The organism is Corynebacterium sp. FDAARGOS 1242, from assembly GCF_016889985.1.
Taxonomy (GTDB): Bacteria; Actinomycetota; Actinomycetes; order Mycobacteriales; family Mycobacteriaceae; genus Corynebacterium; species Corynebacterium minutissimum_B.
The window spans coordinates 1,831,969-1,846,760 of the sequence record NZ_CP069568.1 but is presented as its reverse complement, the minus strand read 5'-3'; the positions used below and the strand labels follow the sequence as shown (position 1 = coordinate 1,846,760).

Sequence of the window (14,792 nt, the reverse complement as noted above, 5' to 3'; positions counted from 1 at the left end):
TTAATAGACAACATAAAAGGGGTGTGCCCGTGGCACCAACGACACGCACTGATGAGAAGAAGACCGATGAATACGGTATCGAGCGCGCGCATGCCGATGAACCGGGTGCGGTAGACAAGGTCCGTGAGAAGTCTGGCTTCATCGACCACATTATGAAGATGCTGGACCGCTACGGCAGCCAAGGCGGCAACCAGTTTGCCGCGGGTATTACCTACTTCTCGGTTCTGGCTATCTTCCCGATTTTCATGCTCGTTGTCGCCGGTGCGGCTACGGTGCTGGCCAACCGCCCAGACTTGATGCAGCAGCTGGAAGAGCAGATTGCCAACTCTGTTTCTGGTGATCTTGGTGATTCCATTACTGAGCTGCTGAAGACGGCCATCGATCAGCGCGGTGCCATGTACGGCATCGGTGGTCTGACCACCCTGTGGTCCGGCTTGGGCTGGATGAACAACCTGCGTATTGGCATTTCCGCCATGTGGATGCAGGATCCCAATGACGCTCCGGGCAACTTTGTGACCAAGAAGCTCAGTGACCTGCTGGGTCTTATCGGCCTGCTTCTTGCTTTGGTGGTTGCGTTCGGCGTTACCGCGGCTGGTTCTTCTGGTCTGACCCAGAAGGTCTTCGAATGGGTAGGCATTGAAGCCTTCCCCGGCATGGATGCGGTGCTTGTTGTGGCAGGTATTGTCATTGGTCTCATCGCGAACTTCCTTGTCTTCTGGTGGATGGTGGCCTTCCTGCCGCGCACCAAGGTGCCGACCAAATCTGGCCTGAAAGGTGCGCTTATCGGCGCTGTGATCTTTGAGGTCCTGAAGCAGCTGTCCACCGTCATCATGTCTTCGGCGACAGGCAACCCGGCGGGCGCGGTCTTTGGACCGGTCATCGTCCTCATGGTTGTCATGTACCTGGTGTGGCGCGTTGTGCTCTATGTATCTGCTTGGACCGCCACCACCGAGGAATCCCTTGAGTTGCTCGAGCCGCCTGTCCCAGCTCAGGCAGTCATCCGCGTTCGCAACGAAATCAAGAAGGGCCCGAACACGGGCGTGACCCTGGGCGCAGGTGCTGCACTGGGTGCGGTCGCTGCCGGCGCTGTCGCCCTGTTCCGTCGAAAGTAGGCTCGTGCTTCCCGAAACCCCTGCACCGAATCTGTATACCCACTTCACCCTTGAGCCACAGGCGACGTCGAACGAACTAGGCGAGCAGCTCGCGGCAGCCGATACCAACCTCGAGGACATCGGCTACATTCCCGAGGACGTCGAGCGCCAGGAGATAGCGGTGGCCGCCCGCATTCTGTGCGAGCCTTCGTCCCGCGCCATCTACGATCAGGGATTGGGCAGCGGGCGCCAGCCGACGTGGCGCCAACTGGAAGAGTTCGCGGAAACCGGGCGCTGGCGCACAGAAGCTCCGAGTACAGACGCTTCGAGTACACAAGCTTCCAGCGCAGAAAGCTTTAGCCCCGAATCTCAGCCGGTTTCTGTCGACCCCAGCCCGGCTCCGTTTCAGGACTCCCAGCGCGCTACCCCCGGCAACCGCGTGCTCATGGCAATTCTCGATTACATCATTGCAGCCGTCGTCGTCTCAGCCGTCGTGAGCTTTGGCCTCTCTGATCCCAATGCGCACGCCGCCCTCGTGATGGGGGCATCCAGCCTGTTTACCGTGGCCTACTACCTTGTCTCCGAGGTCTACCTCGGTGCCACGCCAGCAAAGCTGATCGCTGGTTACACCGTCCGTGACGTGACAACGCACAAGAATCTCAGCTGGCAGCAGAGCATTAAGCGCAACTGGTGGCGCGTGGCCTCCCTCATACCGCTCGTTGGGCCGGCCGTGACTATCCTTGGCGCGCTTTACGTGGTCACCACCATTGGCCCCAAGAACGCGCTGCGCGGCCAGCACGACATCATGGCTAACGCCGAAGTAGTGAAAAAGTAGCCACGACCACCACGAGCAGGGCAACGAGCCCCGCCACCATCCAACCGATCCAGCCCTGCGAGTCCTCGAACGATGAGGATGAGCGGGGCTGAGTCGTTTCTGGGGCCTCGGTAGGGGTAGGCGGAGTGGGCGTCGGAACGACTGTCGTTTCCTCAGCCGCCTGCGCTGAGAAATCCTCCAGCTGGCCTACGCCATGTCCGGGGGTGACGGTGGAGGATTCGTCGAGAAGCATCTGCGCCTGCTCCCAGGCCCTAAAGCCGTGCTCGACGGTGGTGTCCAGGATGACGGCCTGGAGGCGGCGCCCGTCGCGATCAATGGCACCGACGAAGGTGTGCTGCGCGTCCTCGGTATAGCCGGTCTTGCCGCCGATGCCATCGGGATCATTGAGATAAAGCCCGTTGTCATTCCAGAGCTCGTAGCCGGGCATCTCGCCCCAGCCGGGAAAATCCACATGTTCGGTATCGACAATGCGCGCAAAGGTGTCATTGGCAAAAGCCTCGCGATAGATGAGTGAGATATCCGCGGCAGACGTGGACATTCCCGCCGCATCGAGCCCTGAATAGCTCGCTGCGACAGTCGAGCGCGTGCCAATCTCGCGAGCCTTCTCATTCACCTTGCGCAGGGTGTCCTCGTCACCACCCAGCGCGGTTGCCAGAGCATGCGCGGCATCGTTGCCTGAGGCCATGAGCAGGCCCTGCAACAGTTGCTCCACCGTGTACGTACCCTCCGGCCCAATGCCAACGGCGGAACCTTCAACAGAAGCGTCTTCCATCGTGGCGGTAATGCGCTGGTCCAACGGGAGCTCCTCAATCACCACGAGCGCCAGCAGGGCCTTGATGATTGAGGCTGGGCGGTAGCGCCCATTGGGGTCCTTCATCGCGATGATCTCACCCGAGTCAAGGTCACTGACCATCCAGGCTGAGGCCACAACGTCTTTGTTGACCTTAAAACCACGCGGCGCCGTAACCCCGCAGGCGGCGCCGTCCACCGGCGGCAGGGGAGTAGGCGTGGCCTGGCCGGGGGCGAGCTCCTCAGAGGTCGTGCTCGGCTCAGCTGGGACGAGCGAGTGCGGGCAGGAATCAGTATCGGGTGCCGTGGTACGTGTGGGCAAAGACGATGATGTCTCGTCGGATTCCTCCGCGTACGCCGGTGGGGTGATGAGCAGCGTGAGGGTAGCGATAAGCGCGGAGACATGTTTCATAACGTGCTTAATCCTAGACCCCGCCCTAGGATGAACCCCATGCATGACGCACCTTTGATTAGCCCCGAAAACAAGGACTCTGGAGCCGAAATTTTCGCCTCCCTGCCCAAGGTCACGCTGCTCGTACCGCTGCCGGCGGATGCTTCCACCCCGGAGGAGCTGCGCGCGGCCACTCGCTCTGTGGTGCAGGCGCTTGTCGACGACCACGTGGTCTACGCCGAACTCCGCCTCCCCGCCGACTCGTTCCCCTTCTCACGCGATGAGGCCCTGGCGGCAGCCGCTCAAGGTCTTGAGGTGCCGGGGATCGATGCGCGACTGGTTGTGCACGGAGAAGCATCCGAGCATGCGGCGGGCGTAGTCCTGAGTGATCTCACGAAGGCCCCGGCGCTGCGCGAGGAGTTCATTCCGTGGGAGTTCGATGCTGCGTCTTATGACGACGCGGTGGCTGCCGTGCGTGCGGGTGCCACCCGCCTTGTTCACGCGACGGATCTCATTGATGATTTCAGCGCTGACCTTGATGGTGTTCGCCCGGGAAAGGCGTCAGCATGGGTACGTGATCGCCGCATTGCTCTGACTTTCGCGCCCCTTGAGGAGCTTCCGGCCGAGGAGCTCGCCGACCACCCCCTGCCGCTTTTGCAGCAGCTCGGCTTCACCTGCACCGTGGCGGGCAACAAGCTCAGCGATGTCTTCGTGGCACTCAGTGAGGCCTTTGGTTACGGCCTGGAGGAGTTCTTCGACCTGACCATCAAGGCTATCGAGAACTCCTTCGCCAGCGAGGAGGACCGTCAGCGCCTCATCGAAGAGGAAATCCTGCCCGCATATGAAGACCTCGCGGACCCGGAGTTTGCTGAAGACGCTGACGTTGCAGACGACGAAGAAGACCTCTCCGCCACTGACTAGGCGCTGATTAACGAGGCGCTCATTAGAAGCGCGAGAAGCGCTTGGTCAGCATCTCTTCCAAGCCCTTCCAGGACTCCGCATGCTCGGTGTAGGGCTTGGACGGCACATAGCCCGCATGCTCGGTGGAACCCAGCATGTAGCCCAGGTAGTCCTGGAAGCGCGGGTTCTGCAGCATGTAGGAGTTGATGGAATCATCGCCAGCCCAGTCGGCGGCATCGGCGCAGATTTCATAGCAGCGGCCCATCTGGTCGCTATCAACAGACTCGGGACCCTTCTCAATGTCACGGACAATACCGTTGAAGGTGTACTGGTTATCCGGGTGTACGGTGACCTCGAGCTCGCCCGCATTGGCTGCAGCAACTACTTCTTCCCAGGTGGAGACCTTCGCTAGGTCGTGGTCATCGTTTTCCATGATCCAGCGGGTGAGCACCTTGGAGGTAGGGAAGGTGAAGATTTCGCCCCACTTACCCAAGAAGACCGGCTTGCCATCCAAGTAGGTGCGCAGGGTATAGACCGACTTCTGGTTAGCGGTGATCTTGACCGGGTCAATACCGGCAGCAGCCCACGGGGAGCTGTCATACGGGTCAGCTGCCTCAGCGGCGGCCTTGCGCTCTTCTTCGGCCTTCTTGCGGGCCTCGGCAGCAGCTTCTGTGGCCGCGGAGATGCGGGTAGCAGCGTCTGCCGTGGCATCGTCAGCAAAGTCAGCGGAGGGCACGATCTTGACTACCTTGTCGAGGTCCTCAATAACCTCGCGCCAATTCGCGAGAACGACGCTGCCCACGCCAGACCACTCGTTCATACCTGCATCGCCGGCGTAATGATCCGCTCCGCGCGCAGGGTTGCGCAGGATAGAGTGCGAGGCAAAGAAAATAACCGTGTGCTCTGCGGCGGAGACCTCAGCGAGAGCATGCGCAATCTCCAAACAGCGAGCAACCGAGGATACGTTCTCGTGGCTGGGGCGGCCAGCCAGGTACTTCGGCATTCCGACGAGGTCATAGACGTGCTTCTTGTCCGGCACGACTCGGTCCGCAGCCTGGGAGTTAAAGACTTCCCACTTGGGGTGGTCAAGCAGGTCATGTTTCTTGTCTGATTCGAGGAAGCACAGCATGTCGGCTTCGGTGTGGAACAACAAGACAGACTCATCATCGCCAAGGAAGGCCTGCCATTCGGAACCATTCTGACGCCACTTCGGCGCCCACAGGGTATAGAAATCGCCCTCAGACAAAGAGAGCTGGACGGGGACAATCGCGCGTGTGTTCATGGGGAAACAGTCTACCCTGTGGGCCTCCAGAAGCCTTTGAAAGCCATCCCCATGTTGTTGGTGCGCAATGGCCCAGTCTGTACCGGGCTTCCCGCTTCAACGATTTGTCCGTCGCCGGAGTACATGGCGACGTGCCCGTCCCACACCACGAGGTCACCTGGCTGTAGCTCTTCGGCGCTGACTTGCCGGCCCACTGTCTGACTTTCCGCGGTTCGGGGCAGCTCCACTCCGGCTTGCCGCCATGCCCACTGCGTCAGCCCCGAACAATCGAAGCTCCCGTTGCCCGTTCCTCCCCATCCATAGGGTGTTCCCACCTGCGATAGGGCTGCCTGTGCTGCGGCCTGTCCCTGCTCGGAATCGCCTTCGACTGCAGGTTCCCGAAGTGCATGCCGAGCCACAGCGACATCAGTGCTGTCTTGGCGGCCGCGCACGGCAGGCTGAACCGCACGTTGGCCGATGGGCACTAGGGGAGCGGCTGCCTGGAGTAGTTCCCCAGCAAGGCGTTTAATGCGCACCATGGCTTTGCCTATGTACTCCATGGCCAGAGCCTGCAGCGCGGAACGCGCAGCGGCCTGCGCTGCTGGGTTCGGGATAAGTAATCCAAGGGTGAGCGGAAGGCCACGCTGTAACAGCTCGAATCCAAGCCCCACGAGATCCCGAATTGTTGCCGAAATCAAACTCCGCGCAGAGCCCAGTGCCGAACGCACGGTGGAGATGTCCTCGGCGGCCTGGCGGGAGACGTCGAAAAGCGCCTGCGGGTCTCCATGCGCAATCTCCGCCAAGGGGCCCGCAGCAGTGAGATCCGGAACGGTGGGCAATCCCACATTAGGCAGCTGTGCTGGCTGCATGCGAGCGATCTGGGCAATAGCTGATTCCAACATCACAGACCCCCACACGCGCTGGCGAGCGCATGATCGGCATCCTCAGCCTCACGCGCCATGAGGAAACTTGACTCCGCCACCGCAGCGGCATCAGCCCTAACCTGGGTAAGCCGAGCAGACAGGTTCTCTAAGGCTGCATCGAGTGCACTCGTAAAACCCTGTAGGACGGGGTCATTCGGCAACACAGGAGGGGGAGTAGGGGAGCCTTGAGAGGCCTCAACAAGCTCGTGCGCCAAGCGACGCGTGTATTCGGTATCAATGGCAAAGGTATCGAAGTCAGTCATGTCCTATTAGACTGCCCAACCTGCCAATCGGTTCCCGCCCAACTCTTATAGAGTGGTGGTCATGGATATCCACGTTGTAGACCACCCCCTCGCCACATCCCGCCTCACGCTTATGCGCGATGCCCGCAGCGACAACGCCGCTTTTCGCGCTGCCCTGCGTGACCTCGGCGCCATGCTTGTCTACGAGGCAGCCCGCGACCTCCCCGTTGAGCATTTCGACTGCACGACTCCCGTTGCTACTGCAGACGGCACGCGCCTGCAGGACCCGCCGATTGTCGTGCCCATCATTCGCGCTGGCCTGGGCATGGTCGACCCCGCCCTGTCGATGATTCCTGATGCCCAAGTGGGCTTCATCGGCATGGCGCGCGATGAGACGACGCACCAGCCAGTCCCGTACCTTGAGGCCTTGCCGGAGGATCTCAGCGGTCGCAGCGTTTTCGTCGTGGACCCCATGCTCGCCACGGGCGGCTCCCTTCTGCACTCCCTCAAGTTGTTGGCAGACCGCGGTGCCACCGATATCACCGCCATTTGCATGGTTTCCGCGCAGCCGGGTGTGGATGCCCTCGCTAACTCTGGCCTGCCGGTTCGTCTCGTGACTGCGGCCATCGATCCCGAACTCAACGACGATGCCTACATCGTTCCTGGCTTGGGTGATGCCGGCGACCGTCTCTACGGTCCGCGCAATATCGACCTTTAACAGGTGCCTTGGGAAACTGCAGACCACTCAGTATCTCTAGTGTCTGACCTGCCCGGCTAACTGAACCGCATGGTCTAGTTGTAGACTCTTCCCCATAGAAAACCATGGAGGAGGAAGCAGTGATCTCAGATTATGTGAGTGAGTGGTTCACCAACCACCGCGCAGAGGTCATCGCGTGGCGCCGTCATATTCACCGCCACCCGGAAACCTCCAATAATGAGGTGGAAACCACTCGCTTCCTCGCCCGCACCCTGCGTGAGTATGGCCTGGAGCCGCAGCTCTTTCCTGAGACAGGACTCATGGTGGACATCGGTCCTGACACGGAACTTGGCCGTTTGGCATTCCGTGCGGACATCGATGCTCTTCCGGTTACTGAGGTCACCGGGCTCGAGTACACCTCTGAAGTGCCCGGTGTCATGCATGCGTGTGGCCATGACATTCACACCACCATCGCGCTGGCCACTGCCTGTGCACTGGCCGACTTTCACCGCGAGCACCCCCTTTACTTTGGCATCCGCGTGATTTTCCAGCCCGCCGAGGAAGTGTGGGTCGGCGGTGCCACTGATGTCATTGAATGGGGCGCACTCGAAGGTGTGAACTCGATTTTCGCCGTCCATGTTGAGCCCAAGCTTCGCGTCGGACGCATTGGCGTTCGGGCGGGCGCTATCACCTCAGCTACCGATGTGGTTGAAATCAACGTGACGGGCCCTGGTGGTCACACGTCGCGCCCACACTTGTCGGCGGACGTCGTCTATGCGCTGGGCAAGCTTCTGACCGATTTGCCGGGGCTGTTGTCGCGCCGCGTTGACCCCCGTACCGGTACGGTGCTGGTCTTTGGTCAGGTCAATTCAGGATATGCGCCGAATGCCATTCCGGAGACCGGCACTGTGTCTGGCACCATGCGCACCGCCGACATTGGCATCTGGCGTGAGATGCAGACTCTGTTCTCTGAGCTCGTGGAGCAGGTTCTGGCGCCGTTGGGCGTTGAGCACGAGTTGGTCTACCACCGAGGGGTTCCGCCGGTGCTGAACGACGACGTCTCAACCGCCCTCCTCGCCAGTGCCGCCCAAGCAATTGATCCGCAAGCAGTGGTCCAGGCACCGCAGTCCTCAGGCGGTGAGGATTTCTCCTGGTACCTCGAAAAGGTTCCCGGCTCCATGGCCCGTCTGGGCTGCTGGTCTGGCGAAGGTGAGCAGCACGATCTCCACATGGGTGATTTGGCTCCAGACGAACGTGCAATCGGCGTAGGTGTCAAGCTCTTTGGGTCGGTGGCGGAACAGTTCGCCAACGTGGAGGATTAGGGCTTTAAGCATTACACTGTGACACGGATTTCCCAGAATTTAATTTAAGGAGCGACATTGTCACAGGAAGCCCCCCGCATCGTAATCATTGGTGGAGGCCCCGCTGGCTACGAGGCCGCGACTGCCGGCGCCAAGTACGGCGCACATATTACGTTGGTTGAGGAACAGGGCCCTGGTGGCTCCTCCGTTCTTTTGGACTGCGTTCCCTCGAAGTCCTTTATTGCAGGTGCCAACATCCGCACCGACTTCCGCCGCGCTGATGACATGGGCCTTGACAACCAGCTCAGCTCCCTGAAACTGAACCTGCAGGCGCTCAACGGCCGTGTGCAGGCGCTGGCGGCTAATCAGTCCCGCGACGTGCGCGCGGGCTTGGAAAAGATTGGTGTCACGGTTATCGATGGCCGTGCGGCCTTCTCCGAGGACCAGCACGGAGTGAAGGGTGCCGCCCACAAGGTCGATGTCACCCATAAGGATGGCACCACCGAAACCCTTGAGGCGGACCTTGTCCTCGTTGCCACCGGTGCCACCCCACGCATTCTGCCGGGCGCGCAGCCGGATGGCGAGCGCATCCTGACCTGGCAGCAGGTCTACGACCTCAAGGAGGAACCGGAGCACCTCATCGTGGTCGGTTCCGGTGTGACCGGTGCGGAGTTCGTGTCCGCCTTCGCGGAGATGGGCGTGCGCGTGACCATGGTGGCGTCCCGCGACCGCATTCTGCCGCACGATGACGCCGATGCTGCCGACGTCCTCGAGACTGTCCTGGCCGAGCGTGGCGTGGAACTGGAGAAGAACTGCCGCGTGGAGACCGTCTCCCGTACTGAAGACGGCAACGTTGTGGTCAAGACCCAGGACGGCCGCGAAATCCACGGCTCCCACGTCATCATGTCCATCGGTTCCATCCCGAATACCAAGGACCTAGGCCTTGAGCACGTCGGCGTGGCCACCACGAAGTCCGGCCACATCGAGGTGGACCGCGTCTCCCGCACCAACGTTGCAGGCATTTACGCCGCTGGTGACTGCTCCGACCTCTTCCCACTGGCTTCCGTTGCCGCGATGCAGGGCCGTATCGCCATGTACCACTCCCTGGGTGAGGGCGTGTCCCCGCTGCGTCTGAAGACCGTCGCCACCGCCGTGTTTACCCGGCCGGAGATTGCCGCTGTGGGCTTTACCCAGGCTGAGATTGAGGCCGGCGAGGTGGCTGCCCGCACCGTCATGATGCCGCTGAACACCAACCCGCGCGCCAAGATGCGCTCTCTGCAGCACGGCTTTGTCAAGCTCTTCTGCCGTGCGACCTCCGGCCGCGTCATCGGCGGCGTGATTGTTGCTCCGACTGCCTCCGAGCTCATCCTGCCCGTCGCGGTTGCCGTGACCAACCAGCTCACCGTGAACCAGCTGGCGGATTCCTTCGCGGTTTATCCGTCCCTGTCCGGCACTATCACTGAGGCAGCTCGCCGCCTGGTTGCCCACGACGACCTAGAGTAGAACCTCCTACTTCTCGGTTTAGAAGCCCAGTGTGCTTACCGCATGCTGGGCTTCTTCCATAGTGAACTTCTCGCCGTACTCGCTGGTGAGTTGCTCGAGCAGTGCTGGGCCCGACATCGGCATCATCTCTTGGTAGCTGTTCGCTGCTTCAACGGCCTCGGCCATCCAGTCACCGTTTACTGTGTCAACGGCGTACTGAGCCTGCTCTGGAGTAAAGCTGTCGCCATACTCAGAGGTGAGCTGGTCATATAGCTTGGCTTTAGAAAAGGCGGCGAAGTCGAGATAGTTTTCTGCGGACTCGAGAGCTTCAGCATTCCAGTCCACGTCGAGCTGATCGATCGAGTACTGTGCCGCCTCGGGGGAGAATTGCGAGCCGTAGTCGCTCGTGAGCTGGTTATACAACTTAGCTTCGGAAAAGGCTGAAAAATCCAGATAGCGCTTCGCTGCGCGTAGCGCATTCGTGTAATCCTGTGGCACGGCTTCGTCATTGTTGCCAGCGCCGGCATCATTGCCCGAAGTTGAGTCCAGTTCAGCTGCGGCGTTAGTGATATCAACCGTCGGGGTGCTGAGTTCAGCGTCCAGCGATTCGGTAGCCGTGATGCTGGAGCGTGGTTCCGGTGCGGCGGTGTTTGAGGAATCGCCATCAGAACCTGCGTTGAGAGCGGCGCTGCCAAGTACGAATACTGCGAGTGCACCCGCACCCCATTTGAGGCAGCCGCCCTTCTTCTTTTTCTTCGGCGCTGGCTGCGTCGGTGCTGGCTGCTCTGGAGTTGGTTCCGAAGGGAACTGCGGAGCTGCATAAGGGTTGGACATGAGAGAAAACCTCCTGCGTTAGAGAGACAGAGGCTCGGTGCGGTGCCGAACGAGTCCTATCTTGGCAAGCCCTCTGGACATGGCCGCAGGAAATTCGAAAGCCTAGGCGAAAAGGCGTACTAGGAGGTGGCGTAGGCAGAATCGGGAGAGACGTTGAGGTCGAGGCTGACAGGTCTGCCTGCCTGCGGGAAAGCGCGCTGCGGGCAGGCAGGGCGTGGGCATGCGGCGCAGCCGGGGCCGATGGGAGTGGCCTCGGACGGGGAGTGGTTCAGGGCGTCGGCATAGACGACGCGATCGGCTTGAGAGATATCGCAGCCGAGGCCCACAACGAATTCTTTGCGCGGGGTACCCCACGCTTGTGCTTGGCCTTGAACGAAGCGCGCGATCCAGAGGTAGGTGTGGTCGTCTGGCATGGAGGCCACTTGGCGTGTGATGCGGTTAGGGGTTTCGAAAGCGCGGTGCACAACCCACAGGGGGCAGGATCCACCGCTGCGGGCAAAGTGGAAGGCGGTGGAGGATTGGCGCTTGGAGATGTTGCCCGCGCGGTCGGTGCGGATGAAGGAGAAGGGGACACCGCGGTGGCCGGGGCGCTGTAGCGTCGATAAGCGCTGCGCGGTGGTCTCGAAACCGGTGCCGAAGGCGTTGGCGATGACATCAATGTCGTAGCGCGTCTCTTCCGCGGTGGCGAGGAACTGGGTATAGGGCATGGTCACGGCGGCGGCGAAGTATTGGGCAAGGCCGAGTGTGCCGATGGCTTGGGCTTCCTCACCGGGGAGCTCGGCAACGAGTTCGGCGCAATGCTCGGGGTAGGCCAACAAGCAGTATTGGAGCGCCATTTCAAAGACAAGCTGGGCTTCGGAAAGACCCGCCCGCAGGTGTAGCTCGCGGTTACGGAATGTGCGGCGGCGTGGGGACGGGGAGGAGAATCGTGTGCTGACACCGAACTCCTCCTGCAGAAGGGAGGCGAGGCGGCCACGGCGCAGGACGCGGTCGCCGAGGAGTTCCGATAGTTCCTCGGCGGCGACGTCGAGACTATGAACGTAGTTGTGGGCGTCGTAGAAGAAGTCACGGACTGCCTCGAAGGGGCCGGTTTCCGCGGGGGTGTGCGCGGCGGCGTCGACAAGCCGGGGCAGCAGTTCGGGGAAACGTCCGCTGAGGTCGGTAAGCGTTGCCTCGGGTGCTTCGGGGAAGAGCTGACGTAGTTCGGCGAGGGCGCGCAAGTCGCGGTCGCCGGCGAAATAGGTGGAGTCAATGTCGAAGCGCTGCGTGAGCTGCATGAGAACAGTGACGGTGAGAGGGCGCTGATCGTTTTCCAGTTGATTGAGATAGCTCGTGGACAGGCCAAGTTGCTTGGCCATGGCCGCTTGAGTGAGTCCACGTTCCTTGCGTAGCGCGTGGATTCTCGCCCCCGCGTAGTGCTTCGTCATCTCTCGAATCCTCCAAAAATGCTACGTGAACTGGGGTGTCCACAATGTTCGCGAATAACGCAAAGACTTGCAACAGATTTCCACAGTTTACACATGTGGCGGGCCGCACGTTCGGATAATTAGTGTGATGGCTATCGCAGTCGCAGTTATTGCCTAGGAGGAGAACACGTTGATTAACCACGAAGTACGGACCCACAAGTCCGCGGAGGATTTCCCCATCGAGGAGCACCTCGCACACAAGATTGCCAAGGTCGCCACTGATCCGGTCGAGGTCCCGGCTGAGACCACCGAGATGATCATCAACCGCATCATCGACAACGCCTCTGTTGCTGTGGCCTCTGCTACGCGCCGTCCTGTGACCTCGGCGCGAGTGATTGCGCAGGCCCATGAGACGTCGGAAAGCGGCGCCACCATCTTCGGCGTTGACGGTACCTACTCCGCCGAGTGGGCAGCGCTGGCCAACGGCACTGCCGTGCGCGAGCTGGACTACCACGACACCTTCCTTGCTGCGGATTACTCCCACCCGGGCGATAACATCCCGCCGATTCTCGCCGTGGCTCAGCACAAGGGCCTGACCGGCAAGGACCTCATCCGCGGCTTGGCCACCGGCTACGAAATCCAGGTCAACCTGGTCAAGGGTATCTGCCTGCACGAGTGGAAGATTGACCACGTGGCACACCTTGGTCCGTCCGTCGCCGCGGGTATCGGCACCATGTTGAACCTCGACGTCGACACCATCTACCAGGCCATCGGCCAGGCACTGCACACCACCACCGCCACCCGCCAGTCCCGCAAGGGCCTGATTTCCTCCTGGAAAGCCTACGCCCCAGCCTTCGCCGGCAAGATGGCCATCGAGGCAGTGGACCGCTCCATGCGCGGCGAAGGTGCCCCGGCCCCGATTTGGGAAGGCGAAGACGGCTTCATCGCCTGGATGCTCCACTCCCCGGAGCGCACCTACACCGTCCCACTGCCGGCCGAAGGTGAAGAAAAGCGCGCCATCCTGGACACCTACACTAAGGAGCACTCCGCGGAGTACCAGGCGCAGGCCCCAATTGATATGGCCTTTGCCCTCAAGAAGACCCTGGCGGAGAAGGGCCTGAAGACCGAGGACATCGAGTCCATCGTCCTCCACACTTCGCACCACACGCACTACGTCATCGGCACCGGCGCCAATGACCCGCAGAAGATGGATCCGAACGCCTCCCGCGAGACCCTGGACCACTCCATCATGTACATCTTCGCCGTGGCCCTGCAGGATGGCGAGTGGGATTACGAGACCTCCTACTCGGACGAGCGCAAGCACCGCCAGGACACCATCGATTTGTGGCACAAGATTTCCACCGTCGAGGACCCGGAGTGGACCCGCCGCTACCACTCCAACGACTTGGAGGAGAAGGCATTCGGCGGCAAGGCTGTCATCACCTTCAAGGACGGCACCGTGATTGAGGATGAACGTGCAGTGGCCGACGCCCACCCGCTCGGCGCCCGCCCCTTCGGCCGCGAGGAGTACATCAACAAGTTCAAGAAGCTCGCCGCCGGCAAGGTCTCGGAGGAAGAGCAGGAGCGCTTCCTTGCCGCGGTACAGGACCTGGAGAATCTCACCGACCTCAACGAGCTCAACGTTCGCCTCACCGACGAAGCACTCGCCACCGCACCAGAAACCCCGAAGGGACTGTTCTAAATGGCTGGTCTGTTTGGTTCCACCATCAGCAACGCAGAAAAGCGCAAGAATTTCCGCGAGGCGCTGAACGCGCCGGGAATCACCACCCTGCCGGGAGCGTTTAACCCGCTCACCGCGCGCCTTATCCAGGACCTTGGTGGCTTCGGCGGCGTGTACGTCTCCGGCGCGGTGTTGGCCAATGACTTGGGCCTGCCGGATATCGGCCTGACCACTCTCACCGAGGTGGCGCAGCGCGCCGGGCACATCGCTCGTGCCACGGACTTGCCGGTGCTTGTCGACGCCGACACTGGCTTCGGCGAACCCATGTCCGCCGCCCGCACGGTTGCCGCGCTGGAGGACGCTGGCCTGGCCGGCTGCCACCTAGAAGACCAGGTCAATCCGAAGCGCTGCGGCCACCTCGATGGCAAGGAAGTGGTGCCGACGGATCTCATGGTTCGCCGCATCACCGCCGCCGTCAACGAGCGCCGCGATGAGAACTTCATCATCTGTGCCCGCACGGATGCCGCCGGTATCCACGGCATTGATGACGCTATCGAACGCGCCAAGGCCTACGCCGACGCTGGCGCAGACCTCATCTTTACCGAGGCCCTGTACTCACCCGAGGACTTTGAGAAGTTCCGCGCCGCCGTGGATACCCCGCTGCTGGCCAACATGACAGAGTTTGGCAAGACCGAGCTGCTGTCGGCTAAGCGCATCGAAGACTTGGGCTATAACGCCGTCATCTGGCCGGTGTCCACCCTGCGCGTGGCCATGGGCGCTACCGAAGAATTCCTCCGCGACATGCAGGAAACCGGACTGCAATCCGAGGAGTGGCTCGAGCGCATGCAGCACCGCTCCCGCCTCTATGAGCTGGTGCGCTACGACGAGTACAACGCCTTTGACCAGAGCGTGTTCACGTACTCGAAGGACACCTACAAGCCCACTTTTGATTAATACCC

General features: G+C 61.3%; 14 protein-coding genes. 8 read left to right on the top strand and 6 right to left on the bottom strand.

The features are described 5' to 3' along the window. Positions 1-29 precede the first annotated feature (29 nt). On the top strand, positions 30-1,112 hold the full coding sequence (locus I6J72_RS08735; RefSeq protein ID WP_204098906.1) for a YhjD/YihY/BrkB family envelope integrity protein: 1,083 nt from the start codon (positions 30-32) through the stop codon (positions 1,110-1,112). Between the two features lie 4 nt (positions 1,113-1,116). Further along, positions 1,117-1,926 carry an RDD family protein gene (locus I6J72_RS08730; RefSeq protein ID WP_204098905.1) on the top strand — a complete coding sequence of 270 codons (810 nt, stop codon included), beginning with the start codon at positions 1,117-1,119 and terminating at the stop codon, positions 1,924-1,926. On the opposite strand, the gene I6J72_RS08725 is transcribed toward I6J72_RS08730, so the two are convergent. Beyond that, the gene (locus I6J72_RS08725; RefSeq protein ID WP_204098904.1) at positions 1,901-3,127 is read right to left on the bottom strand and encodes a D-alanyl-D-alanine carboxypeptidase family protein; all 1,227 of its coding nucleotides are present in this window, start codon (positions 3,125-3,127) and stop codon (positions 1,901-1,903) included. The two genes, I6J72_RS08730 and I6J72_RS08725, sit on opposite strands and share 26 nt — an antisense overlap. A 39-nt stretch (positions 3,128-3,166) precedes the next feature. On the opposite strand from I6J72_RS08725, the gene I6J72_RS08720 reads away from it, so the two are divergent. Continuing rightward, a complete protein-coding gene (locus I6J72_RS08720; RefSeq protein ID WP_204098903.1) occupies positions 3,167-4,027 on the top strand; it encodes an adenosine deaminase in 861 nt (286 codons plus the stop codon). A 22-nt stretch (positions 4,028-4,049) separates the two neighbouring features. Here I6J72_RS08720 and I6J72_RS08715 read toward each other — a convergent pair whose 3' ends face one another. Genes I6J72_RS08715 through I6J72_RS08705 form a run of 3 tightly spaced genes read right to left on the bottom strand, consistent with a single transcriptional unit; the run spans position 4,050 to position 6,453 of the window. Beyond that, the gene (locus tag I6J72_RS08715; RefSeq protein WP_204098902.1) at positions 4,050-5,288 is read right to left on the bottom strand and encodes a hypothetical protein; all 1,239 of its coding nucleotides are present in this window, start codon (positions 5,286-5,288) and stop codon (positions 4,050-4,052) included. Positions 5,289-5,299: 11 nt separating this feature from the next. Next, positions 5,300-6,169: a C40 family peptidase gene (locus I6J72_RS08710; RefSeq protein WP_204098901.1), complete on the bottom strand. Its 870-nt coding sequence runs from the start codon at positions 6,167-6,169 to the stop codon at positions 5,300-5,302. Then, a complete protein-coding gene (locus I6J72_RS08705; protein WP_204098900.1) occupies positions 6,169-6,453 on the bottom strand; it encodes a hypothetical protein in 285 nt (94 codons plus the stop codon). The genes I6J72_RS08710 and I6J72_RS08705 overlap by 1 nt, the downstream gene beginning before the upstream one ends. Before the next feature lie 61 nt (positions 6,454-6,514). Between I6J72_RS08705 and upp the strand changes: the two genes are divergently transcribed. The 3 genes from upp (at position 6,515) to I6J72_RS08690 (ending at position 9,933) form a co-directional block, all read left to right on the top strand. Next, positions 6,515-7,150: a uracil phosphoribosyltransferase gene (gene upp, locus I6J72_RS08700; RefSeq protein ID WP_039673948.1), complete on the top strand. Its 636-nt coding sequence runs from the start codon at positions 6,515-6,517 to the stop codon at positions 7,148-7,150. A 104-nt stretch (positions 7,151-7,254) separates the two neighbouring features. Further along, the gene (locus I6J72_RS08695) at positions 7,255-8,451 is read left to right on the top strand and encodes an amidohydrolase (RefSeq protein WP_370552136.1); all 1,197 of its coding nucleotides are present in this window, start codon (positions 7,255-7,257) and stop codon (positions 8,449-8,451) included. A gap of 57 nt (positions 8,452-8,508) precedes the next feature. Continuing rightward, a complete protein-coding gene (locus tag I6J72_RS08690) occupies positions 8,509-9,933 on the top strand; it encodes an NAD(P)H-quinone dehydrogenase (protein ID WP_070673627.1) in 1,425 nt (474 codons plus the stop codon). An 18-nt stretch (positions 9,934-9,951) separates the two neighbouring features. Here the strand turns inward: I6J72_RS08690 and I6J72_RS08685 are convergent, their stop codons facing one another. Beyond that, positions 9,952-10,746, bottom strand: coding sequence for an Ltp family lipoprotein (locus I6J72_RS08685; RefSeq protein ID WP_070673628.1), 795 nt, complete (start codon positions 10,744-10,746; stop codon positions 9,952-9,954). A 119-nt stretch (positions 10,747-10,865) separates the two neighbouring features. Further along, the gene (locus I6J72_RS08680; RefSeq protein WP_070673629.1) at positions 10,866-12,173 is read right to left on the bottom strand and encodes a short-chain fatty acyl-CoA regulator family protein; all 1,308 of its coding nucleotides are present in this window, start codon (positions 12,171-12,173) and stop codon (positions 10,866-10,868) included. Positions 12,174-12,342: 169 nt separating this feature from the next. On the opposite strand from I6J72_RS08680, the gene prpD reads away from it, so the two are divergent. Together prpD and prpB are read left to right on the top strand one after the other, a co-directional pair. Next, entirely contained in the window at positions 12,343-13,854 is a 1,512-nt protein-coding gene (gene prpD / locus I6J72_RS08675) for a 2-methylcitrate dehydratase PrpD (RefSeq protein WP_204098898.1), read from the top strand. Continuing rightward, the gene (prpB, locus tag I6J72_RS08670) at positions 13,855-14,787 is read left to right on the top strand and encodes a methylisocitrate lyase (RefSeq protein ID WP_070821393.1); all 933 of its coding nucleotides are present in this window, start codon (positions 13,855-13,857) and stop codon (positions 14,785-14,787) included. It abuts the gene before it with no gap. The last annotated feature ends 5 nt before the right edge of the window (positions 14,788-14,792 follow it).

Bases quoted from the DNA above. Each gene is read 5' to 3' on its own strand.
- I6J72_RS08720 (WP_204098903.1), top strand. From the start codon at position 3,167: ATGCATGACGCACCTTTGATTAGCCCCGAAAACAAGGACTCTGGAGCC.
- I6J72_RS08725 (WP_204098904.1), bottom strand. From the start codon at position 3,127: ATGAAACATGTCTCCGCGCTTATCGCTACCCTCACGCTGCTCATCACC.
- I6J72_RS08695 (WP_370552136.1), top strand. From the start codon at position 7,255: ATGGAGGAGGAAGCAGTGATCTCAGATTATGTGAGTGAGTGGTTCACC.
- I6J72_RS08705 (WP_204098900.1), bottom strand. From the start codon at position 6,453: ATGACTGACTTCGATACCTTTGCCATTGATACCGAATACACGCGTCGC.
- I6J72_RS08680 (WP_070673629.1), bottom strand. From the start codon at position 12,173: ATGACGAAGCACTACGCGGGGGCGAGAATCCACGCGCTACGCAAGGAA.
- I6J72_RS08715 (WP_204098902.1), bottom strand. From the start codon at position 5,288: ATGAACACACGCGCGATTGTCCCCGTCCAGCTCTCTTTGTCTGAGGGC.
- I6J72_RS08685 (WP_070673628.1), bottom strand. From the start codon at position 10,746: ATGTCCAACCCTTATGCAGCTCCGCAGTTCCCTTCGGAACCAACTCCA.
- prpB (WP_070821393.1), top strand. From the start codon at position 13,855: ATGGCTGGTCTGTTTGGTTCCACCATCAGCAACGCAGAAAAGCGCAAG.
- I6J72_RS08710 (WP_204098901.1), bottom strand. From the start codon at position 6,169: ATGTTGGAATCAGCTATTGCCCAGATCGCTCGCATGCAGCCAGCACAG.
- upp (WP_039673948.1), top strand. From the start codon at position 6,515: ATGGATATCCACGTTGTAGACCACCCCCTCGCCACATCCCGCCTCACG.